The organism is Halomonas cupida, assembly GCF_900142755.1.
Classification (GTDB): Bacteria; Pseudomonadota; Gammaproteobacteria; order Pseudomonadales; family Halomonadaceae; genus Halomonas; species Halomonas cupida.
In genome coordinates this window covers 229,548-250,386 of the sequence record NZ_FRCA01000008.1, presented here as the reverse complement: position 1 = coordinate 250,386, position 20,839 = coordinate 229,548, and the positions used below count along the sequence as shown (strand labels likewise).

Sequence of the window (20,839 nt, the reverse complement as noted above, 5' to 3'; positions counted from 1 at the left end):
AGTGCATCATGCCTCACCTTTCCCACCCAGGTTCAACTGCCCGCGTCTGTCCTGCGCTACGCAAGCCACTGGCGTTGTTGGTCGGTGCTGCCGCGCTGACCGCAGGCGCGGCCCAGGCCGAGACCATCACCGTGGCCACGGTCAACAATAACGATATGGTCATCATGCAGAGCCTCACCGAGGAATTCGAACAGGCTCACCCGGATATCACCCTGGACTGGGTGGTGCTGGAGGAGAATGTGCTGCGTCAGCGCATGACCACGGATATTGCCACCCAGGGTGGCCAGTTCGATGTCATGACAATCGGCAGTTATGAAGTACCGATCTGGGCTGAGCGTGGTTGGCTGCAGCCGCTGGAAGATCTACCCGCAGAATATCAGGAAGGCGATCTGCTCAAGCCGGTGCGCGATGGCCTGAGCCATGATGGCGTGCTGCATGCGCTGCCGTTCTACGCTGAGAGCTCGATGCTCTATTACCGTACCGACCTGTTCGAGGGCGCTGGTATCGAGATGCCGGAGCAGCCCACCTGGGAGCAGGTTCGTGACTGGGCCGAGACTCTCCATGATCCCGATAGCGATGTGGCCGGTATCTGTTTGCGTGGCAAGCCGGGGTGGGGCGAGAACATGGCTTTCGTCTCGACGCTGGTGAATACCTTCGGTGGTCGCTGGTTTGATATGGACTGGAATCCGGAGATCAACAGCGAAGCCTGGCAGAATGCGATCTCCTTCTATGTCGATCTGATGAACAACTATGGTCCGGCTGGCGCCACATCCAATGGCTTCAACGAGAACCTGGCGCTGTTCTCGCGTGGCAACTGTGCGATGTGGGTGGATGCCACGTCCGCGGCGGGAAAGCTGTTCAACCCGGATGAGTCGACGGTGGCCGATCGTCTTGGCTTTGCACCGGCGCCGGTGGCCGAAACGCCCAAGGGCTCCCATTGGCTGTGGGCCTGGTCACTGGCCATTCCGGCATCTTCGGATGCGCCGGACGCCGCTCGCACCTTCATCACCTGGGCAACCTCTCAGGACTACGTCAACCTGGTCGGCGAAACCAAAGGCTGGACCAGCGTGCCGCCGGGAACTCGTCAGTCGACCTATGACAATGAGAACTATCAGCAGGCCGCACCCTTTGCCGGGTTTGTGGTTGATGCGATAAACGCCGCGGATCCATTGGATTCATCGTTGGAACCGAACCCTTATGTGGGCGTGCAGTTTGTCGGCATCCCTGAGTTCCAGGCCATTGGTACACAGGTTGGCCAGATGGTGGCCTCGGCGTTGTCCGGCGAGACCAGTGTCGACCAGGCGCTCTCGGCGGCTCAGCGTGCCACCGAACGCACCATGCAGCGTGCCGGCTACCTCGATTGACCCTGGCTGCGGCCGGCAATGCCGGCCGCTTTCCACCCAACCGTTGGACCGCATGAGAGAACACTGATTGGGGTCTGACGCTGTCACTTCCGAACGAGGTCCGTCATGAACAGGACTCGAGCTTCCGGCCGCACCGTCGGGGGGCTGCGTACGCTCTCACTTCAGGCACCGGCCGTCACCCTACTGCTGCTGTGGATGATCGTACCGCTGGCGATGACCATCTGGTTCTCGTTTCAGCGCTACAACCTGCTGATGCCCGGCATGACCGGTTTTGCCGGGCTGGAGAACTACGAATACCTGGTGACCGATCCGGCACTCTGGTCGGCCATGGGCACTACGCTGTTGCTGGTTGGCTGGGTACTGGCGATTACCGTGGTCGGTGGCACCTTGCTGGCGGTGCTCTTCCAGCAGGAATTCATGGGCCGTGGGATTGCGCGAGTACTGGCGATCTCACCGTTCTTTGTCATGCCCACCGTTAGTGCCCTGGTGTGGAAGAACATGATGATGCATCCAGCCAACGGGGTGTTGGCATGGCTGGCCGAGAGCCTTGGCCTGCCGGCGGTGGACTGGTTCTCCAGCCTGCCGTTGACCTCAATCATCATCATTGTCGCCTGGCAGTGGCTGCCGTTTGCTCTGCTGATTCTGCTGACCGCCATGCAGTCGCTGGACGAGGATCAGGTCGAGGCGGCGCGCATGGATGGCGCTGGAGCGATAGCGATCTTCTTCTACATCACGCTGCCCCACCTCAAGCGGGCGATCAGCGTGGTGGTGATGATCGAGATGATCTTCCTGCTGACGATCTTTGCCGAGATATTCGTCACCACATCCGGTGGTCCGGGGCTGGCGACCACTAACCTCGCATATCTGATCTACATCCGGGCACTGCTGGACTTTGACGTCGGTACGGCCTCTGCCGGTGGGGTCATTGCCATCATCCTTGCCAATATCGTGGCCATCTTCCTGGTGCGGATGGTGGCAAAGAACCTCGACAGCTAGCGCCAGTAGCGCCAAGGAGACCGTCATGACGACGACCGCTGGAACAACAACGGCCACTGCCGCACCGGCTGCCGCGGGTATCAGTCCGGCCGCGCGGGCACAACGCCGCCGCAAGGTGGCCATGGCTATCCTGGGCTGGGGGGTGGCGCTGATCATCTTCTTTCCAATCTTCTGGATGATCCTCACCGGCTTCAAGACCGAGGCTGATGCGATTGCCGATCCGAGCCTGATCTTCTCGCCGACCCTGGAGAGCTATACCGAGGTGCAGAGCCGCGCGGACTATTCGAAGTTCGCCTGGAACAGTGTGGTGGTGTCGTTCGGATCGACGCTGCTGGCGCTGTTGATTGCCATCCCTTCGGCCTATTCCATGGCCTTCCTGCCGACCCGGCGGACTCGCGGCACGCTGTTGTGGATGCTGTCGACCAAGATGCTGCCGTCGGTGGGGGTGCTGGTGCCCATCTACCTGCTGTTCCGTGACTTCGGGTTACTGGATACGCGTACCGGCCTGACCATCGTCTATACCCTGATGAACCTGCCGATCGTGGTATGGATGCTCTACACCTTCTTCAAGGATCTACCTCGGGACATTCTCGAGGCTGGGCGGATGGATGGCGCCGGTACGTTACAGGAAATCTGGTATCTGCTGTTGCCGCTGACCCTGCCGGGTATCGCCTCCACTGGCCTGCTGTCGGTGATCCTGAGCTGGAACGAGGCCTTCTGGAGCCTCAACCTGACCACTTCCCAGGCGGCGCCACTGACCGCCTACATCGCGTCGTTCTCGAGCCCTGAGGGCCTGTTCTGGGCCAAGCTGTCGGCGGCCTCGACCATGGCCATTGCGCCCATCCTGATCTTCGGTTGGTTGACCCAGAAGCAGATGGTGCGCGGCCTGACCTTCGGCGCGGTGAAATAAGAGGACTGTCACATGGCGACATTGCAACTCAATCAGGTCACCAAGAGCTTCGGTGACACTCACGTTATCAAGGGCGTCGACCTGGAGGTCAAGGATCGCGAGTTCGTGGTCTTCGTCGGGCCCTCCGGCTGTGGCAAGTCCACCTTGCTGCGGATGATTGCGGGGCTGGAAAGCACCAGTTCGGGGGATCTGCTGATCGATGGTCAGCGCATCAATGACCTGGGACCGGCCGAGCGCGGTCTGGCGATGGTCTTCCAGAGCTATGCGCTTTATCCGCACATGACGGTTGAGGACAACATGGGCTTCAGCCTCAAGCTGGCGGGAGTCTCTGCGTCCGAACGCAGGAAGAAGGTGGATGAGGCGGCGAGAATCCTGCAACTCGACCCCCTGCTCAAGCGCAAGCCGAAGGCGCTCTCCGGTGGCCAGCGTCAGCGTGTTGCCATTGGTCGGGCCATCGTGCGCAATCCCAGCATCTTCCTGTTCGATGAGCCGCTGTCGAATCTTGATGCGGCTCTGCGAGTACAGATGCGCATCGAGCTGGCGCGGCTTCATGAGGAGCTGCAGGCAACCATGATCTACGTCACCCACGATCAGATCGAGGCCATGACCATGGCCGACAAGATCGTGGTGCTGCAGGGTGGCATCGTTGAGCAGGTTGGCTCGCCCATGGAGCTCTATCACCATCCGCGTAATCGCTTCGTGGCGGGCTTTATCGGTTCGCCGAAGATGAACTTCCTGCCGGCAACGGTGCGCAGTGCCGGCACGCAGGGCGTAGAAGTGGGTCTGCCCGGTGGCGGCACTGCGCACATACCGGTGGTCGGTAGTGAAGTGGCTGAGGGCCAGGCACTGGAGCTGGGTGTGCGTCCCGAGCATCTTCAACTGACCGGCAAGGGGCCGTTGAGTGGTCGAGTTTCGGTCCTCGAACGATTGGGTGGCCAGACCTCGCTGTATGTGGAGATGGACGGCGAGTTGATCACCTTGATGGCCGATGGTGACGTCACCTACCGGGTGGGTGACGAAGTACATTTCGGCTTCGAGCCCGGTCGCGCTCACCTGTTCACCGCTGATGGCATGGCGCTGGAAAGCCTTGAGCGCCATCCGCTGGCTTCCCTGACACGTCAGGACAACCGTGCCGCCAATGAGGTCGGCGCCTAAGGAGACGTCATGCAGACGCTGATCTTCGACTGTGATGGCGTACTGGTGGATAGCGAAGTCATTGCCGAACGTACTCTCGCTCAACGCCTCGCTCAGTGGTTGCCGGATATCGATGTGGAAAACGCCCTGAACGAGGCGCTGGGACGCACCACTGAAGCCATCCTCGAGCACCTGGCAGCCGCCAGTCGACACTCGCTTCCGCAAGGTGCCTTGAGCCTGCTGGATGATGAGATCGAGGCTCGCCTGAGCCGGGAGCTGCAGCCAGTGCCGGGCGTTGCCCAGGCCATCGAGGCTATCGACCTGGCCCGGGCCGTGGTGTCCAACAGTCGTCGTCAGCGGGTCGAGAGCTCTCTAGCGACGACTGGACTGCGGCATGTACTCGGCGAGGTGCCGATCTTCTGTGCCGAGCAGGTTGCCAGGCCCAAGCCAGATCCGGCCATCTATCGGCTGGCGGCACAGACGCTGGGTGTTGCACCGGCAGATTGTCTGGTGGTCGAGGACTCGATATCCGGCTCCTCTGCAGCACTGGCCGCGGGTATGACGGTTATCGGCTTTGTCGGTGCCAGTCATGTGCCACCCAACCAGGCATCACGATTGCGTGATTTAGGTGTCTGGCAGGTAATGACCGATATGCGCGAGTTGCCGGAACTGGTGGTGAGCTGGCAGCAGCAGTGTCGTCTGAATCATCAGACCCGGAAGGGAGGAGCAGGATAGTGAACGCTCAGGGAATGGCAGGAAAGCTGCAGGATCAGGTGGCGGTGGTCACCGGGGGTGCGCGCGGCATCGGGCTGGCCATTGCCCAGGCCTATCTTCAGCAGGGCGCCAGGGTGGCGATTGCCGATATCGATGCGACGGCCATCGACGAGGGACTGGCGGAGCTTGATGCCGGGGAAGCTGCCATGGGGGTACGTCTCGACGTCTGTTGCCGTGACTCCATCGCAGGCATGATCTCGGCGGTGGAGCAGCGTTTCGGTGCTATCGATATCCTCGTCAACAATGCGGCGATATTCGACATGCAGCCGGTACTCGAGGTGTCCGAGGCCAGCTTCGACCGCCAGTTTGCCGTCAACGTAAAGGGACTGTTCTTCACCCTTCAGGCGGTGGCGCGGGCGATGGTCGAGCAGGGGAAAGGTGGGCGCATCATCAACATGTCCTCTCAAGCCGGTCGTCGTGGTGAACCCCTGGTCAGTACCTATTGCGCTACCAAGGCCGCAGTGATCAGCCTGACGCAGTCCTGCGCGCTGGATCTGATCAAGCAGGGGATTCGTGTCAATGGCCTGGCCCCCGGGGTGGTGGATACGCCCATGTGGGCCGAGGTCGATGCCCTCTTTGCCCGCTATGAAAACCGACCGTTGGGCGAGAAGAAGCGCATGGTCGGAGAGGCGGTGCCGATTGGACGCATGGGGCGTCCGCAAGACTATGCGGGTGCTGCGGTTTTTCTGGCCAGCGACGATAGTGACTATATCGTCGCCCAGACACTCAACGTGGATGGCGGCAACTGGATGAGCTGAATGACATGACCGGACCTCCGCTGGCCCTGTGCTGGTTTATTAACCCGGCACGCTTTCATGTTGGGTTAATGACGACACAGGGACGTGCTGCCGTCGGCCATCAGGCCGACAATCAAATCGATCAGGATGAGCTATTTGGCCATGTCAATAGTGTTGGGGGAGCGGACTGGACGATGCAGGAGAGAAAGCACAATGAATCCGTCGATTGACGCCATGGCCGAGCGACTGCTTGAGCAGGCTGAAGGGCGTCGCCGCTATATCGTCGCGCTTGCCGGGCCCCCGGCAGCAGGAAAATCCTTTCGTTCGGCGTGGTTGGCGAGGGCGCTCAACGAGCGCAGTGATGGAGTGGCCGAGGTGGTGCCGATGGACGGTTACCATTTTGACAACGCCGTCCTTGGTCCTCGCGGGCTCCTGTCGGTCAAGGGAGCGCCCGAGACATTCGACGTCGATGGGCTGCAGCGCGATCTCGTGCGACTGCGAGCCGCGGATGTCGAGGTAGCGGTACCGGTCTTCGATCGTCCGCTGGACCTGGCTCGTGCCGGAGGGCGCGTGATTTTCCCCTCCCATCGCATCCTGATCGTTGAAGGCAATTACCTGTTGCTGGACCAGGGGCCATGGTTGGCGCTACGCGATTACTTCGATTTCACGCTGTTCATTGAGGTCGAGGATCAACTGCTCGAGCAACGCCTGATCCAGCGCTGGTTGGCGATGGGCCAGGATCAGTCCGGTGCCATCGACCGGACTCGAGACAAGGACATGCTCAACGCCAGGTTGATCAAGCAACGTTCGATTCCGGCGGACCTGTCCTGGCATTAGGGCCAGACCCGGTATCCAGTGTCGCCGAACCCCAACCTTCTTGTCTGGAGTGCCGGTGGATTGTGTGCTGTGCCATCAGCGCATGGCTTGACGGTGCCAGTGTATCTTGCGGGAGACCACAGTATGACCCAACTCAACGACAGCAATGTGCCACGGCTCGACCAGCGCGTGACAGTCCCCGGCTATGACCGTCAGCAGATACTGCCCGGCATTGTGCATTTTGGGGTCGGCGGATTTCACCGCGCCCATCAGGCGATGTATATCGATACCTTGATGCAGGCGGGACTGGCGCAGGAATGGGGCATCATCGGCGTTGGCGTGATGCCGGGAGATCGCCGCATGGCTGAAGTGCTTTCCCTTCAGGATTACCTCTACACCCTGGTGATCAAGCACCAGGACGGCACTCGCGAGCCCCGCGTCATCGGCTCGATATGCGACTACCTGTATGCTCCGGACGACCCCGAGGTTGTCATCGAGACGTTGAGCGACCCGACAATCCGGATCGTATCCCTGACCGTGACCGAAGGCGGTTACAATTTCCATCCGGTTTCCGGTGAGTTCGATCTTGAACACCCGGATATTGTCCATGATCTTGCCGATCCCGGCAGGTCGCGAAGCTGTTTCGGACTGGTGGTGGAAGCGCTTCGGCGCAGGCGGGAGCGGCGTCTGCCGCCGTTCACGGTCATGTCCTGTGACAACATCCAGGCCAATGGTGATGTGGCGCGTCGCATGTTCACGGCCTTTGCTCGGGCACGGGATGCCCAGTTGGCCAACTGGATCGAGCAGGTGGTGCCCTTTCCCAACTCCATGGTGGACCGCATCACACCAGTGACCACCACGGCTGACATTGAGGAGCTGGCCAGCGAGTTCGGCGTCGAGGATGGATGGCCCGTGGTCTGTGAGCCCTTCACCCAATGGGTGCTGGAAGACCACTTTGCCGAGGGGCGGCCGCCATTCGATCAGGCTGGCGTGCAACTGGTCGAGGATGTGGAGCCTTATGAGTTGATGAAGCTCAGGTTGCTCAATGCCAGTCACCAGGCGATGTGCTATTTCGGTTACCTGGCAGGTTTCCGTTATGCCCATGAAGTTTGCCGAGATCCGCTGTTTGTCGATTTCCTGCTCGGTTATATGGAACGGGAGGGCCGCCCGAGTCTGGCGCCGGTGCCCGGTGTGGACCTGGCTGATTACTGTCGTACGCTGATCGAGCGATTCGCCAATCCCGAGATCAAGGATACGCTGGCGCGGCTGTGTGCCGAGAGTTCGGATCGCATTCCCAAGTGGTTGGTGCCGGTGATTCGCCATCAACTGGAGCAGGGGAGCGAGCTGGAGTTCTCGGCCGCCGTTGTGGCGAGCTGGGCTCGCTATGTCGAAGGTGTTGATGAGCAGGGGCAGCCCATCGACGTTGTCGACCGTCTGTCGGCCAGGCTGACCCAGCTTGCCGCGAGCAATCGTGAGCACCCAACAGTCTTTATCGAGAACCGTGAACTGTTCGGCGACCTGGTCGATTCACCGCGCTTTGTCGTTGCCTATCTGGAGGCGCTCAAGTTACTGCATGACCGGGGCGCTCGCGCTACTCTGGAAGTTCTGGTCGAGCAGGCTCGGACGACAGGAACAGAGGAGTGAGCGCTGATGTATCTGGGGGTGGACTGCGGTACCCAAAGCACCAAGGTGGTGGTGGTCGATGTGCAGGCCGGCAAGCTGCTCGGCGAGGCCAGTCGGCCTCACCACCTGGTCGAAGGCGACAACGGTCGCCGTGAGCAGGCGCCTGACGAGTGGATCGAGGCCTTCATCGGGGCTTTCCACGAGGCGCTTGACCGCGCTGGAGTACCGGCCAATGAGATCCGTGCCATCGGCATCTCAGGCCAGCAACATGGCATGGTTGCGCTGGATGCCGCAGGGCAACCACTGCATCCAGCCAAGCTGTGGTGCGACACCGAAAGCAATGTCCAGAATGAGCGCCTGGTTGCACGCCTGGGGGGTGAGCAGGGCTGCCTCGACAAACTCGGACTGGTGCTGCAGACCGGTTATACGGCCTCCAAGATCGCCTGGTTGCGGGAGCTGCACCCGGAAGTCTATCGCCGCATCGACAGCATCCTGCTACCCCACGACTATCTCAATTACTGGTTGACCGGCGAGAAGGTGGCCGAGGCCGGGGATGCCTCGGGAACTGGGTACTTCGATACGCGGCGGCGCCAATGGCACTTCGAGGTGTTCCACGAGATCGCCCCCGAGCTGGATGCCGAGCGGGTATTGCCGCGACTGATCGACTCACGCCAGCCAGCAGGACAGGTGCGTACCGAGCTGGCTCGCCAGTTGGGACTGGCTGATGGTGTACTGGTTTCCAGTGGTGGTGGCGACAACATGCTCGGTGCCATCGGCACCGGTAACATCTCTCCGGGCATGGTGACCATGAGTCTGGGAACTTCCGGGACCATCTGTGCTCACGCGGCAGAGAGCATCGAGGCGGACAGCGCCCTGCTGGCCAACTTCTGTGCTAGCCATGCAGGGTGGTTGCCGTTGATCTGCACCATGAACGTCACCTCAGCGACGACCCGCATTCGTGAGCTGTTCGGCCTGGATATTGCTGCCTTCAATACTGCGATCGAGCGTGCCTCGCTGGGCGCCGATGGGGTGACGGTACTGCCGTTCTTCAATGGCGAGCGGGTGCCGGCGCTGCCCGAGGCCAGTGCCTCCTTTCTCGGCATGACCAGTCGCAACACCTCTCCCGAGAATCTCTGCCGCGCAGTGGTCGAGGGGGCAACCTTTGGTCTGCGCTATGGACTCGAACTGTTGGGACCGCTGGCATCTCGGGCCAGCCAGATCCGCTTGATCGGAGGAGGTGCGCGCAGCCCGGTGTGGCGCCAGATCGTCGCCGATGTCACCGGCACTGAAGTGATCTGTCCTCAGGTGACCGACGCGGCGGCGCTGGGTGGTGCGATCCAGGCCGCCTGGTGTGCCGGGGAGGGGACTCTGGAGGCGTTGTGCGGCCACCTGGTCAAGGTTGACCAGACGTCACGTGCCACGCCGGAGGCGGCAGCGGTCCGCCGTTATGATGACGCCTATACGCGATATCTCAGCGTGCTTGGTCGGTTGCACGGCGACATTTATTAACCCGGCATGCTTTCATGTTGGGTTGATTGCGGCACATGGACGTGCCGCCGTCGTCCATCAGGCCGACGCGAGACCGCACCACACCAGCAGACCCGCGCATCTGCGCCAGTGTGGTGCGGGTGAAAATCAAATCGATCAGGATGAGCTATTTGATTGCCATGTTAATAGCGCAGCAACACGGTTGCCGCGGAAGCGTCAACAGACCCTGGGGTTTGAACGGGATTCTGCGAAGCCGGTCCTGGGTATCGGGCGGAGGTCGGATTGACGTGGCGACCCTTTGGGGTTACTGATGTATTTATCATGGCGCTTGAAATATGCATGCCGATGATGTGAGGAGGGCTATCTCACTCGGCTGATACATCAGAGAGGGGTCGCATGGTGTCGTCTTCAGCGGTCAATGCCACATCAGTCAATGCCGGAACGGGAAATTCCTCTACAACCAGCGCCGCAACAGGGAGTGGCACAACGGTGAACCTCGTGCCGGAGCTCCTCGTCTGGAATGCTTCGCATCTGGCCCGGGCCATTCACGCCCGCGAAGTCAGTTGCCGCGAGGTCATGGCGACCTATCTTGCGCATATCGATGCGGTGAACCCTCGGGTCAACGCGATTGTCTCGCGGGTCGACAATGACCGGTTGATGGAGCAGGCAACGGAACGTGATCGTGAGCTGGATGCCGGACGCTCGCGAGGTTGGCTGCACGGCATTCCCCAGGCCATCAAGGACCTTTCCGACACCTGCGATATCCCCACTTCTCTAGGCTCGCCGCTATTCGCTGGAAAGACACCTGAGGCGGATGGAGTGATGGTGGCGCGGATGCGCGAGGCGGGTGCCATCTTCGTCGGCAAGACCAATGCACCGGAGTTCGGTTTGGGATCCCAGACCTACAACACGGTGTTCGGCGCCACCCGCAATGCCTGGGATCATGCGCTCTGCGCAGGTGGGTCGAGCGGCGGCGCTGCTGCTGCGCTGGCCATGCGCATGCTGCCGGTAGCCGATGGCAGCGATATGATGGGCTCGCTGCGCAACCCCGCCGCCTACCATAATATCCTTGGCTTCCGCCCCTCCTTTGGCCGGGTGCCCCATGGCCCGGGACCGGAGATATTCGGTCATCAATTGGCCACCGAGGGACCGATGGCTCGCAATGTCGCCGATCTTGCTCAACTGCTGGCTATTCAGGCGGGGCCCGATCCACGCTCGCCGCTGGCGCTGACACAGGACCCGGGTGTCTTTCGTCAGGCTCTGCCCGGAACAGAGTCAGTCCGTGGGCTGCGCATTGGCTGGCTGGCGGACTGGGATGGCTATCTGCCGATGGAAGACGGGGTGCTGGATGTCTGTGCCGGAGCCCTGGGCATCTTCGAGCAACTGGGGGCAACTGTCGATGCGGTGAGGCCGGATTACACGCCGGAACGGCTGTGGGACTGCTGGTTGACCTTGCGTCAGTGGGCGGTGGCGGGCAGCCTCGCGGAAATATGGGAAGATCCCGAGCGCCGTGTCGGGCTCAAGCCCGAAGCGCAATGGGAGATTGAGCAGGGCCGGTCCCGTTCGGCACTGGATATCCACCGGGCCAATGTATCTCGTTCGGCCTGGTACGCGGCACTGCTCAAACTGTTCGAGCGTTACGATGTGTTGGCGTTGCCCAGTGCTCAGGTGTTCGCCTTCAATGTCGAAACCCATTGGCCAACCGAGGTGGCTGGTCAAACCATGGATACCTACCACCGCTGGATGGAAGTGGTGATTCCCGGCTCGCTGTCCGGTTGCCCGGTGATCAGTTTGCCGGCGGGCTTCGATGCCCGCGGCAGGGCCATGGGACTGCAACTGATTGCACCGCACCGCCGGGACCTCGATCTGCTGCGCTGGGCAGCGGCCTTCGAAGCCGCTGAGCCCGAGTGGTTGGGGCGTGAGCCCGACTGGCGCCCGAACTGTTGATCAGTTGCTGGTATTGCGCCAGCGTTCGGCCACGATGCGATAGCTCTCGAGTCGATCCTCAAGGTCGAAAGTATCGGTCATCAGCATCAGTTCGTCTGCCTGGGTGCGCTCGAGGAACCGCTCCAGCCCGCTTTCGACTCTCTCGGGACCGCCGATGATCGCGGCCCCGAGAAACCCTTCTACCTGCACCTGCTCACTGGGAGTCCAATCGAGTTCGGCCACTGGTGGCTTCGCTCGACCACGCTGGCCTCTCACCATGCCGAGGAATTTCTGTCGAACGGTGCTGGCCAGGTACTCTGCCTTCTCATCGGTGTCTGCTGCGATGAGTGGTACGCCGACCATGGCATAGGGGGCCTCGAGCACTGAGGATGGCCGGAACTGCTCGCGATAGATATGCAGGGCTTCGTCCAGCTGTGCCGGCGCAAACTGGGCGGCAAAGGCGAAGGGTAGGCCCTCGCGAGCGGCCAGTTGGGCGCTGTAGAGACTCGAGCCCAGCAGCCAGATTGGCACCTCGGTGCCCTGACCCGGGATGGCGCGAACTCGTTGATCCGGCTGGGGCTTGCCGAGAAATCTCTGCAGCTCGGCAAGGCGCTGGGGAAAATCATCAACCCCGGCGTAGGGATCACGGCGCAGCGCCACCATGGTGGCGCCATCGGAGCCGGGAGCGCGTCCCAGTCCAAGGTCGATACGCTCGGGGTAGAGCGTGGCAAGGGTGCCGAACTGTTCGGCAATCACCAGTGGGGGATGATTGGGCAGCATGATGCCACCACTGCCGATACGCATATGCTGAGTGTGCCCGGCAATATGACCGATCAATACCGAGGTGGCTGCGCTGGCAATGCCATCCAGACCGTGATGTTCGGCAAGCCAGAAGCGAGTGAAGCCCAGGGATTCGGTAAGCTTCGCCAGGCATACGCTGTCGGCGAAGCTGTCGGCAATGGTGCCCCCCTCACGGATTGGAGCAAGATCCAACACCGATAATCGGGTGTGACTGAGCTGAGACATGTCTGTTTCCCGTTAGTCTGTAGGAATAAATCTTACATCTTTAGGCTTGGGTTGGGCATGAGCTATGCGAATGCGGCTCTATCCAGTGAAGACCTCTAGGCATGAGGGCTCTGGTGGCTATAATCAAGCGGAAGTCATTCGCGATAGTGTCACAAGATGTTATTCAGACATGTTGCGAATGTGCTTTGGATCGCGCTCCGGGTTGCTGTGATCGTCTGTGCAATCCGAGTGTCAGCAACCTGAGGTGCGTTCTGCGGTATCAGTCAATGATACCTGGCAATATGGGTCTGCAAAGGCTGCTCGAGATTGATGACCGAGCAGGATCTCAGTACACGGATGGTTTGGTGACGAGGTCGATGCCGGAGCAGCGCTGCACAGGCCTTCCAATAAACGTCCCTGACAATAAAACAGGAAGGCGATATGCAACAGAAGGAAGCGCAAGGCCAGCAGGTCTTCTATGTCTCTGCTGGCATCATTCTGGTGCTGGTGGCGCTGGGCGCCATATTTCCCGTCGGATTCGGTGAAGTTGCCGGCAAGCTCTTGAGCGGCGCAACTCGGCTCTTTGGCTGGTTCTATCTCCTGTCGGTGTTCTTCATCGTGGTGTTCCTGATCGGTCTTGCCTGCAGTAAATACGGCAAGGTGCGCCTGGGACCTCAGGATGAGCGACCGGAGTATGGGTTCTTCTCCTGGGTGAGCATGTTGTTGGCAGCAGGCTTCGGTGTTGGCCTGGTGTTCTATGGCATGGCCGAACCGATGAGCCATTATATTGATCCACCCTATGGCGACATGGCTGGTGAGACCGAAGCCTCGGCGCGTTATGCGATCCAGTACGCCTTTTTCAACTGGGGGATTCACCAGTGGGCCGGCTTTGCGCTGGTGGGGCTGATCATTGCCTATTACCAGTTCCGCAAGGATCAGCCGGGGCTGGTCTCGGTCGTACTGCGGCCACTGACATCGAAGCATCCTCGCGCTCGCCCCTACTTCAATGGTGCGCTGGATGTGTTCGCTGTCGTGGCGACCGTCATGGGGGTGGCCACTTCCGTCGGTTTTGGTGTACTGCAGACCAATGGCGGTCTACACGCGGTATTCGGGACGCCGGAAAATGCGCTGTGGAAGTTCATCATTCTCTTCTGCATGTTCTGTGCCTATATGCTGTCCACATGGTCGGGTCTGGACAAGGGCATCAAGCGGCTCTCCAACCTCAACATGGTCATGTGCATTCTGCTGATGCTCTACGTGCTGTTCACTGGCCCCACGTTGAAGATCCTCGAGACCATTACCCTGGGGCTGGGGGATTACCTGCAGAACTTCTTTGTCATGAGTCTGCGCATGTCGCCCTACGACGGCAATGAGTGGGCACAGGGCTGGACCATTTTCTACTGGGCCTGGGTCATCGCCTGGTCACCGTTCGTGGGAACCTTTGTCGCGCGTATCTCCCGTGGCCGTACCATCAAGGAGTATGTGTTCGGTGTGCTGTTCGTGCCGCCGCTGCTTGCCTGCCTGTGGCTGGGTGTGTTCGGGGGCTCGGCAATCCATATGGAACTGGCCAGCGAGAATCTGGGGCTGGCGGCCGCCACTCAGGAGAATATCACCGTAGCACTGTTCAGCATGTTCGATCTGATGCCGTTCTCCGGGCTACTGTCGGTGATGGCGATGGTGCTGATCTTCATCTTCCTGGTCACCTCCGCGGACTCGGCCACCTACATCATTGCGCAGATGACCGACAACGGTTCGATCAACCCTCCGCTGTTCAAGCGTGTTCTGTGGGGTGTTTTGATGGCGGCAATCTGCTTTACGTTGTTGGCCGCTGGTGGTCTTGAAGGGCTCCAGGCAGCATCGGTGCTGGCGGCCTTGCCGTTCACCTTTATCCTCTACCTGATGATCGTGGTGTTGATGCGCGAGCTGCGCAAGGACCGCAAGTTGATGCTGGATAGCCTCTATAGCCATTACAAGGCAATGCCGGTGGGTGCGGATGCCTATGAGGCGCGTGACCAGGCAACCTCGGAAGGTATGGACCCTCCTGAAGAGGCGCTCAAGGAGGAAGACCTGGAAATCGATCCTGATGCGCCGCTCGGTGCAGACAAGCCCGTGACGGGGGGCTCTGGTAGCTGATTGGTAAACTCATCCACAAGCAGGCAGCGCCGTCTCTATGGGGCGGCGTTGTCACTCTGGAGACTGGTTTTCTGGAGGCCAATTTTCTGAAGGCTAATTTTCTGAAGGTATGGGGAGTTTTTTGAGGTAGCTGGCTTCGCAGCATTGGCAAGGTCATGTGGCTCATGCGAATATCATGATTCACTGTGTAGCGCTGATTGCTGCACATTGTTGACGCGCTCCAATCATGCGAATGCCTTGACCTGCAGGATGCTGTGGATGCGCGGTACAGGCGGCTTTACCGGCCAGAAGGAGCTTGGGTCGTAGGCTCATGGAATAGATGGAAGGACAACGGCCATGCCCTCGTCTCATGCCCGTGGCGCAACGCGTCGTGTGCCAAACAGGCGTAAGCGCCGATTCCCCGGAAAGTGGACCATCTTCGATCGGTGGCTGGACCGCCTTGTGACGATTGCTGTAGTCACCGCCATTCTGGTCGGTGTGGTAGCGCTGACGCTATCCTGGTTTCTTGAAGGCTGAAGACCGGTCCTGTTTCACCGTTTTCCACTGCGCTGCCATGCGCGGCGTATTCCTCTGTTGAGTTTCGGGCCTTGTGTGGCTCGGGGGGAGACGTCATGCGCAGGATTACATGGTGGTTGGCAGTGGCCTGTCTGGTGGTAGGAGTCTGGGCACTACCGCTCCAGTGGTTACCATGGACGCCTTTGACGCTGGATATGCCTCCTGGTCTCTTCATGACACTGAAACTCACGCGTTTGAGTGACGATCCGGCGGCCTGCCGGGCTCTGTTGGCCGAGGACCCAGCCATTCGCGTTGAAGCTGTCGATGACTTTACCTCCGGCGATTGCCGATTGACGAACCTGGTTCGCGTGCAGCGCACGGCGGTGGAGTGGTCATCGAGTTATCTGGCTCATTGTCCGTTGGCCGTGGCTTGGGTGATTTATGAGCGCCATCGTCTAATGGATGTTGCTCAGACGACGCTCGGCAGCTCCGTGGTGAGAGTCGAGCATTTGGGGAGTCTTGCCTGTCGTAATATCTATGGGCGTCAGCAGGCCAGACGTAGCCAGCCGAGGCAGTTGATATCGCCGCTTTCATCCTGGAGGACGGTCAGCGAGTCAGCCTGACGGAGAATTGGGGGAGTGGCAGCAAGGGGCTGTTTCTGAAGCGGGCCGGTGAAGCGGCCTGTGATGTATTCGGTAGTGTTCTGGGGCCAAATTACAATGCCGCCCACGCCGATCACTTCCATCTTGGGATAGGTGGCGGGGTATGTCGGTAGTTTTCGCCGTGTCGATGAGCACGGTTGCTTTCTGAGTCACTAGTCTAAGGTCAAGCCTGTACCACTAGTCTAAGGTCAAGCGCCCCACTTCCCTGTGGGACGGTCTCGAGCGCCAGCATGATGTTGAAGCTCTGACCCGATGGCTTATCGATCGAGATTGATGTCGTCAGCGTCGGTGGCGGCACCGGTTGCTGCGCCAACACCACCACCGATGACGGCGCCCTTGGTGACGTCCCCTCCGGTAGCGGCAGCAGCGCCGGCACCAACGGCAGCACCGATGCCGGCACCGCTCAGGGCGCGCTCACCAGTGCCATAGCCGCAGGCAGTCAGTGCCAGGCCCATGAAAGCAGTCAGCAGCAGAGTCGGAATGAATTTGTTCATGTGTCTCTCCACATTGATGGTCCCCCGAAATGGGGTAGTTCATATACCCCTGGCATGCTAGTGAGCGGTTACCCTCAATACAATACAGACATTTCCGACAATGGTGTCGGTATTATCCGACATTGAGGGGCGCTCGCGGCTGTTGTTGGGTAATACAGTGAATATTGCCGCCCCCCAACAGGATTTCCCTTGCGTTGACACCGATGATGCGGCGCTCTGGGAACAGGCGCTGGATCACCTCGCGGGCCTCATCATCGTGGGCCGGGTCGAGTAGTGGCATCACCACGACACTGTTGCCGATGTAGAAATTGATGTAGGAAGCCGCCATACGATCTCCCGGCTGCCGTGGATGTGAACTGGACAGACGGTCGATACCGCTGGACTCATCCTCACCGATATACAGGGGGCCAGGCTGAGGCAGACGGTGTACGTTGAGGCGCCGGCCTCGGGCGTCGCTGGCCTTCTCCAGCACCTCCAGGGCTTCACGGCAGATCACGTATTGAGGGTCCGAACTGTCGTCACACCACGACAGGGCAACTTCGGCAGGGGCGACAAAGCAACAGAGGTTATCCACATGACCATCGGTTTCGTCGAGGTAACAACCTCTCGGTAACCAGATGACCTTATCGATACCCAATTGGGCGGAGAGGATCCGCTCCATGTCAGTTCGGCTCATGCCGGGGTTGCGGTTGGGGTTCAGCAGGCACTCCTCAGTGGTGATCAAGGTGCCCTCACCATCGACGTGAATGGCGCCACCTTCCAGTACCACGCCCGCCTCGAAGCGCGGTACGCCAAGCATTTCAGCGATCTTGGTGCGGATACGGCGATCCTTGTCCCAGGGAAAATACAGCCCACCCTTGAGTCCGCCCCAGGCATTGAATTCCCAGTCGATCATGGCCAGCCCATGCTGCGGGTGAGTCACGAAGGTTGGCCCGACATCGCGCATCCAGGCATCATTGCTCGACAGCTCGACCACACGAATGTGGTCCGGCAATTGGTAGCGCGCATTCTCATATTGGTCATCATTGACACCAACGATCACGGTTTCGCTTTCGCTGACCGCCGTTGCCACATCGACAAAGGCCTGTTGTGCGGGTTTGGCGCCCAGGCGCCACGTATCGGGGCGTTGTGGCCAGAGCATCCAGCAGGCGTCATGAGCGGCGAATTCCGCCGGCATCGACCAGCCCTGCTGAGCTGGGCTAGAGGTAGAGCTGATGTTGTCCATGACAGTTCTCACACGAATCCAATGATCAGGAATATCACCGTCGCCACGCTGGCGGCGATCAGCACATAAGGCAGTTGGGTCAGAGCGTGGGCCATGGGACTGCAGCCACTACCCTGAGCGGAAAGGACCGTCGAGTCGCCGTAGAAGCAGGCATGACTGCCGAAGGCGCTGGCCGAGATCAGCGCACCGACGACCAGTGGCATGTTGGCATCGACGCTCTGTGCCAGCGGCAGCACGATGGGCATGGCGACCGCAAACAGGCCCCAGAAGGAGCCGGTGGCAAAGGCCAGAAAGGCCATCGTCACGAACACCACCGCAGGCAGCAGGCCTGGCGTCATCAGTGGCTGGACGGCATGAATGACGACCTCGGTCAGTCCCAGCAGATCGTTGACTTCCTTGAGGGTAAAGCCAGCCACCAGAGTACCGAGTGGCATGATCATCGCCTTGAAGCCGTCCAGAGCCGTATCGAAGGTCTCGTCGAAGCTCAACAGACGCTGGGCGGCAATCAGCACCAGTGTGACCGCCAGTGCCACGATGACACCACGCAGAATGTCGATATCGAAGTACCAGGTGGCCAGGATCAAGCTGGCGATCGGCAGCAGGAAGTTGATCAGATGGGGGCGCTGGTCGCCGTTGCTCTCGATCTTCAGCGCACTTTCCTCACCACCGTCAGGGATTGGCTGCCCCCCGGCGGCACGGATTTCGGCGGTGCGCATCGGGCCGATATCGGGAATCACGCCCAGCGCGACCAGCGGGACGATGGCAGCGGCCACCCAGGCATAGGCCATGTAGGGAATGGCTTCGATATACAGTGCCATGCCGTTGCCGGCTACATTGTTGTCTTCCAACAGGCCGGCGAAGAAGACCGCCCAGGTGGAGAAGGGCACCAGAATGCAGATTGGCGCCGCAGTGGAGTCGACGATATAGGCGAGCTTTTCGCGAGACACACCATAACGGTCGGTGATCTTCTTCATCGAGGCGCTGATGGTCAAGGCATTGAGGTAGTCGTCGACGAAGATCACCAGGCCAAGTACCCAGGTGGTCAGCAGCCCTTGGCGACGTGAAGTGAGGCGCCGGGTCATGACGTCGCCGAAACTGAGGACACCACCGGTGCGCACCAGGAGTGCAATCAGGCTACCGAACAATCCACACACGAGGATAATCCAGGTGACGGTGTCATTGCCGAGCACATTCAACAGGATATCGGAGCCCTGGCTGATCACCTTGGTGGGGTCGACCATCAACAACCCGACGAGGCTGCCGGCGAGCAGGGATTCGATGGTACGCCGGGTGATGATGGCCATGGCCAGCACCACCAGAGTGGGGATCAGGCTCCAGATGCCATAGGTTTCCATAGGGTGGCTCTTTTCTAGTTATTGGGAGCATTGGGGAAGCGCTGCGTTGGAAATTGTCGGGCAGCGCTTCCCGATCTTGTGCCGAAGTCTTGTGCAGACGTCTCGGGCCGAGACCTGCAACATGTCCGGGGTGGCGGCTAGATGAAACCGTCCCGCTTCAATGACGCAGTGGTCGCAGAGAGGGCTTCGTCGAGAATGGTCACGGCTGTGTCCACCGTTTCGCGACTCCAGATCAGGGTCGGTGAAATCACGTTGAGATGGCCCACGGGTCGGATGATCAGGCCGCGTTTCTGGGCCTCTTCCGCGACACGGTCACCCACGCGTGCCTCGACCGGCAGCAGTTCTCCGGTAGCCTTGTCGGCAACATTCTCGAGACACATCATGAAGTTGCTGCCACGCACGTCACCGACAGTGGTGTGGTGAGACAGGCTCTTGAGCGACTGTTCAAGATAGGGCCCCACTTCACGGACGTTGGCGCAGATGTCTTCGCGCTCCATGATCTCGATGTTCTTCAGTGCTGCGGCGCAGCTCACTGGGTGCCCGGAGTAGGTGAAGCCAGTGCTCAGCACTCCGCCCTTGCACTGAGGCGTTCCCAGTACCGCGTAGAGCTCATCCGAGATCAGGCTTGCTCCCAGTGGGGAGTAACCGGAAGACAGTCCCTTGGCGATGTTGATGATGTCCGGCTGGGTCTCGAATACCGCTTCAGAGGCGAAGAAATGTCCGAGGCGGCCGAAGCCGGTAACCACTTCATCGGCGATGTAGAGAATGTCGTTGGCGCGACATACTGCCTGGATGCGCTTGTGGTAGCCGCGAGGGGCCATCAGTACACCACCTGCCCCCATGATCGGCTCGGCGATGAACGCGGCGATATTATCGGCGCCGATCTTGGCGATATGAGCTTCCAACTCGTTGACCAGGTGGTCGCAGTACTCGCTTTCACTCATGCCCTCGGGGCGCCGGTAGAGGTTGGCCTCGCTTAGGTGCGTGACCAGCTCGCTGAGGGTGTCGAAGGACCAGTTGTTGCTCTCGATGCCCGTCAGGCTGGCGGCCAGGTAGGTGGTGCCATGGTAGGCGTTGCGACGCGACAGGATACGCTTCTTGTTGGGTTTGCCCAGACGGTTGAAGTAGTAGTGCACCAGACGAATGGTGGCATCGTTGGCGGTGGAGCCGCCACAGGTATAGAACACATGGTTGAGGTGAGCAGGGGCCAGCTCGGCCAGCTTCGCTGCGAGTTGCGATGCCGGGGCATTCGACAGGTTGTTGAAGGTCGAGAAGTAGGCCATGCGACTGGCCTGATCGGCCATGGCCTGGGCGATTTCGCGGCGTCCGTGGCCGACGTTCACGCACCATAGTCCGGCGATGCCATCAATGAAGCGATTGCCGTGTACGTCTTCGACGTAGATGCCATCGCTGTCGGTGATCATCTCGCAGCCCTTGTCATGGAACTGACTGAAATCGGTGAAGGGATGGATAAAGTGGTCGCGGTCCTGGCGCCACAGTGTTTCAGCATCGAGGTCTGCTGTTCGGGCTTTCTGATCCTGAGGTGTAGATGTTGTCTGCGTTCTTGACGTTGGCGTTGGCGTTGGCGTTGGCGTTGAAGTTGTCATTGCTGGGCCTCCTGTTGAGATGGCCTCAGTCTCTCTGCGGGTGACATGCATGTGACATATCCTTATGGGGGTATGTCATCGGTACGGTGCAACTC

At 60.2% G+C, this 20,839-nt stretch carries 19 protein-coding genes and 1 pseudogene; 15 read left to right on the top strand and 5 right to left on the bottom strand.

Annotated elements, in window-relative coordinates; genetic code table 11:
* The first annotated feature begins 8 nt into the window (after window positions 1–8).
* The 12 genes from BUE38_RS15330 (at window position 9) to BUE38_RS15280 (ending at window position 11,789) form a co-directional block, all read left to right on the top strand.
* Window positions 9–1,364, top strand: a complete 1,356-nt coding sequence (locus BUE38_RS15330) for an ABC transporter substrate-binding protein (protein WP_073436106.1) — start codon at window positions 9–11, stop codon at window positions 1,362–1,364.
* Between the two features lie 105 nt (window positions 1,365–1,469).
* Entirely contained in the window at window positions 1,470–2,360 is an 891-nt protein-coding gene (locus tag BUE38_RS15325) for a carbohydrate ABC transporter permease (RefSeq protein ID WP_073436105.1), read from the top strand.
* 121 nt (window positions 2,361–2,481) lie between these two features.
* On the top strand, window positions 2,482–3,270 hold the full coding sequence (locus BUE38_RS15320; protein WP_234987044.1) for a carbohydrate ABC transporter permease: 789 nt from the start codon (window positions 2,482–2,484) through the stop codon (window positions 3,268–3,270).
* A 12-nt stretch (window positions 3,271–3,282) separates the two neighbouring features.
* Window positions 3,283–4,425, top strand: coding sequence for an ABC transporter ATP-binding protein (locus BUE38_RS15315; protein WP_073436103.1), 1,143 nt, complete (start codon window positions 3,283–3,285; stop codon window positions 4,423–4,425).
* A 9-nt stretch (window positions 4,426–4,434) separates the two neighbouring features.
* The gene (locus BUE38_RS15310) at window positions 4,435–5,139 is read left to right on the top strand and encodes an HAD family hydrolase (RefSeq protein WP_073436102.1); all 705 of its coding nucleotides are present in this window, start codon (window positions 4,435–4,437) and stop codon (window positions 5,137–5,139) included.
* A 14-nt stretch (window positions 5,140–5,153) separates the two neighbouring features.
* Window positions 5,154–5,936, top strand: a complete 783-nt coding sequence (locus BUE38_RS15305; protein WP_073436135.1) for an L-iditol 2-dehydrogenase — start codon at window positions 5,154–5,156, stop codon at window positions 5,934–5,936.
* A 5-nt stretch (window positions 5,937–5,941) separates the two neighbouring features.
* Window positions 5,942–6,145 (top strand): hypothetical protein, encoded by a 204-nt coding sequence (locus tag BUE38_RS15300; protein WP_073436101.1) that lies wholly within the window; start codon window positions 5,942–5,944, stop codon window positions 6,143–6,145.
* Window positions 6,129–6,752: a nucleoside triphosphate hydrolase gene (locus BUE38_RS15295; protein ID WP_073436100.1), complete on the top strand. Its 624-nt coding sequence runs from the start codon at window positions 6,129–6,131 to the stop codon at window positions 6,750–6,752. The genes BUE38_RS15300 and BUE38_RS15295 overlap by 17 nt, the downstream gene beginning before the upstream one ends.
* 123 nt (window positions 6,753–6,875) lie before the next feature.
* Window positions 6,876–8,375 carry a mannitol dehydrogenase family protein gene (locus BUE38_RS15290; RefSeq protein ID WP_073436099.1) on the top strand — a complete coding sequence of 500 codons (1,500 nt, stop codon included), beginning with the start codon at window positions 6,876–6,878 and terminating at the stop codon, window positions 8,373–8,375.
* A 6-nt stretch (window positions 8,376–8,381) separates the two neighbouring features.
* Complete coding sequence (xylB, locus tag BUE38_RS15285) at window positions 8,382–9,863, top strand: xylulokinase (protein ID WP_073436098.1); 1,482 nt, start codon at window positions 8,382–8,384, stop codon at window positions 9,861–9,863.
* A gap of 22 nt (window positions 9,864–9,885) precedes the next feature.
* Window positions 9,886–10,128 carry a hypothetical protein gene (locus BUE38_RS22640; protein WP_159438899.1) on the top strand — a complete coding sequence of 81 codons (243 nt, stop codon included), beginning with the start codon at window positions 9,886–9,888 and terminating at the stop codon, window positions 10,126–10,128.
* A 110-nt stretch (window positions 10,129–10,238) separates the two neighbouring features.
* The gene (locus BUE38_RS15280) at window positions 10,239–11,789 is read left to right on the top strand and encodes an amidase (RefSeq protein WP_084541977.1); all 1,551 of its coding nucleotides are present in this window, start codon (window positions 10,239–10,241) and stop codon (window positions 11,787–11,789) included.
* On the opposite strand, the gene BUE38_RS15275 is transcribed toward BUE38_RS15280, so the two are convergent.
* Entirely contained in the window at window positions 11,790–12,794 is a 1,005-nt protein-coding gene (locus tag BUE38_RS15275) for an LLM class flavin-dependent oxidoreductase (RefSeq protein ID WP_073436096.1), read from the bottom strand.
* Between the two features lie 420 nt (window positions 12,795–13,214).
* Between BUE38_RS15275 and BUE38_RS15270 the strand changes: the two genes are divergently transcribed.
* The 3 genes and pseudogenes from BUE38_RS15270 to BUE38_RS15260 all read left to right on the top strand — a co-directional run bounded on the left by BUE38_RS15270 (window position 13,215) and on the right by BUE38_RS15260 (window position 16,176).
* Window positions 13,215–14,906, top strand: a complete 1,692-nt coding sequence (locus BUE38_RS15270) for a BCCT family transporter (RefSeq protein WP_084541976.1) — start codon at window positions 13,215–13,217, stop codon at window positions 14,904–14,906.
* A gap of 336 nt (window positions 14,907–15,242) precedes the next feature.
* Window positions 15,243–15,422: a hypothetical protein gene (locus BUE38_RS15265; RefSeq protein ID WP_073436095.1), complete on the top strand. Its 180-nt coding sequence runs from the start codon at window positions 15,243–15,245 to the stop codon at window positions 15,420–15,422.
* Between the two features lie 95 nt (window positions 15,423–15,517).
* A pseudogene (locus tag BUE38_RS15260) lies at window positions 15,518–16,176 on the top strand (extensin-like domain-containing protein).
* A gap of 144 nt (window positions 16,177–16,320) precedes the next feature.
* On the opposite strand, the gene BUE38_RS15255 reads toward BUE38_RS15260, so the two are convergent.
* The 4 genes from BUE38_RS15255 to BUE38_RS15240 form a co-directional block, all read right to left on the bottom strand.
* Complete coding sequence (locus BUE38_RS15255) at window positions 16,321–16,557, bottom strand: hypothetical protein (RefSeq protein ID WP_073436094.1); 237 nt, start codon at window positions 16,555–16,557, stop codon at window positions 16,321–16,323.
* A 112-nt stretch (window positions 16,558–16,669) separates the two neighbouring features.
* On the bottom strand, window positions 16,670–17,782 hold the full coding sequence (gene aguA, locus BUE38_RS15250) for an agmatine deiminase (protein ID WP_073436093.1): 1,113 nt from the start codon (window positions 17,780–17,782) through the stop codon (window positions 16,670–16,672).
* An 8-nt stretch (window positions 17,783–17,790) separates the two neighbouring features.
* Window positions 17,791–19,137: a Na+/H+ antiporter NhaC family protein gene (locus BUE38_RS15245; RefSeq protein ID WP_073436092.1), complete on the bottom strand. Its 1,347-nt coding sequence runs from the start codon at window positions 19,135–19,137 to the stop codon at window positions 17,791–17,793.
* Between the two features lie 137 nt (window positions 19,138–19,274).
* Window positions 19,275–20,744 (bottom strand): aminotransferase, encoded by a 1,470-nt coding sequence (locus BUE38_RS15240; protein WP_084541975.1) that lies wholly within the window; start codon window positions 20,742–20,744, stop codon window positions 19,275–19,277.
* Window positions 20,745–20,839 lie beyond the last annotated feature (95 nt).

Excerpts from the sequence above, each read along its gene's own strand:
- BUE38_RS15330 (WP_073436106.1), top strand. The coding sequence starts at position 9 with ATGCCTCACCTTTCCCACCCAGGTTCAACTGCCCGCGTCTGTCCTGCG.
- BUE38_RS15325 (WP_073436105.1), top strand. The coding sequence starts at position 1,470 with ATGAACAGGACTCGAGCTTCCGGCCGCACCGTCGGGGGGCTGCGTACG.
- BUE38_RS15320 (WP_234987044.1), top strand. The coding sequence starts at position 2,482 with ATGGCTATCCTGGGCTGGGGGGTGGCGCTGATCATCTTCTTTCCAATC.
- BUE38_RS15315 (WP_073436103.1), top strand. The coding sequence starts at position 3,283 with ATGGCGACATTGCAACTCAATCAGGTCACCAAGAGCTTCGGTGACACT.
- BUE38_RS15310 (WP_073436102.1), top strand. The coding sequence starts at position 4,435 with ATGCAGACGCTGATCTTCGACTGTGATGGCGTACTGGTGGATAGCGAA.
- BUE38_RS15305 (WP_073436135.1), top strand. The coding sequence starts at position 5,154 with ATGGCAGGAAAGCTGCAGGATCAGGTGGCGGTGGTCACCGGGGGTGCG.
- BUE38_RS15300 (WP_073436101.1), top strand. The coding sequence starts at position 5,942 with ATGACCGGACCTCCGCTGGCCCTGTGCTGGTTTATTAACCCGGCACGC.
- BUE38_RS15295 (WP_073436100.1), top strand. The coding sequence starts at position 6,129 with ATGAATCCGTCGATTGACGCCATGGCCGAGCGACTGCTTGAGCAGGCT.
- BUE38_RS15290 (WP_073436099.1), top strand. The coding sequence starts at position 6,876 with ATGACCCAACTCAACGACAGCAATGTGCCACGGCTCGACCAGCGCGTG.
- xylB (WP_073436098.1), top strand. The coding sequence starts at position 8,382 with ATGTATCTGGGGGTGGACTGCGGTACCCAAAGCACCAAGGTGGTGGTG.
- BUE38_RS15280 (WP_084541977.1), top strand. The coding sequence starts at position 10,239 with ATGGTGTCGTCTTCAGCGGTCAATGCCACATCAGTCAATGCCGGAACG.
- BUE38_RS15275 (WP_073436096.1), bottom strand. The coding sequence starts at position 12,794 with ATGTCTCAGCTCAGTCACACCCGATTATCGGTGTTGGATCTTGCTCCA.
- BUE38_RS15270 (WP_084541976.1), top strand. The coding sequence starts at position 13,215 with ATGCAACAGAAGGAAGCGCAAGGCCAGCAGGTCTTCTATGTCTCTGCT.
- BUE38_RS15265 (WP_073436095.1), top strand. The coding sequence starts at position 15,243 with ATGCCCTCGTCTCATGCCCGTGGCGCAACGCGTCGTGTGCCAAACAGG.
- BUE38_RS15255 (WP_073436094.1), bottom strand. The coding sequence starts at position 16,557 with ATGAACAAATTCATTCCGACTCTGCTGCTGACTGCTTTCATGGGCCTG.
- aguA (WP_073436093.1), bottom strand. The coding sequence starts at position 17,782 with ATGGACAACATCAGCTCTACCTCTAGCCCAGCTCAGCAGGGCTGGTCG.
- BUE38_RS15245 (WP_073436092.1), bottom strand. The coding sequence starts at position 19,137 with ATGGAAACCTATGGCATCTGGAGCCTGATCCCCACTCTGGTGGTGCTG.
- BUE38_RS15240 (WP_084541975.1), bottom strand. The coding sequence starts at position 20,744 with ATGACAACTTCAACGCCAACGCCAACGCCAACGCCAACGTCAAGAACG.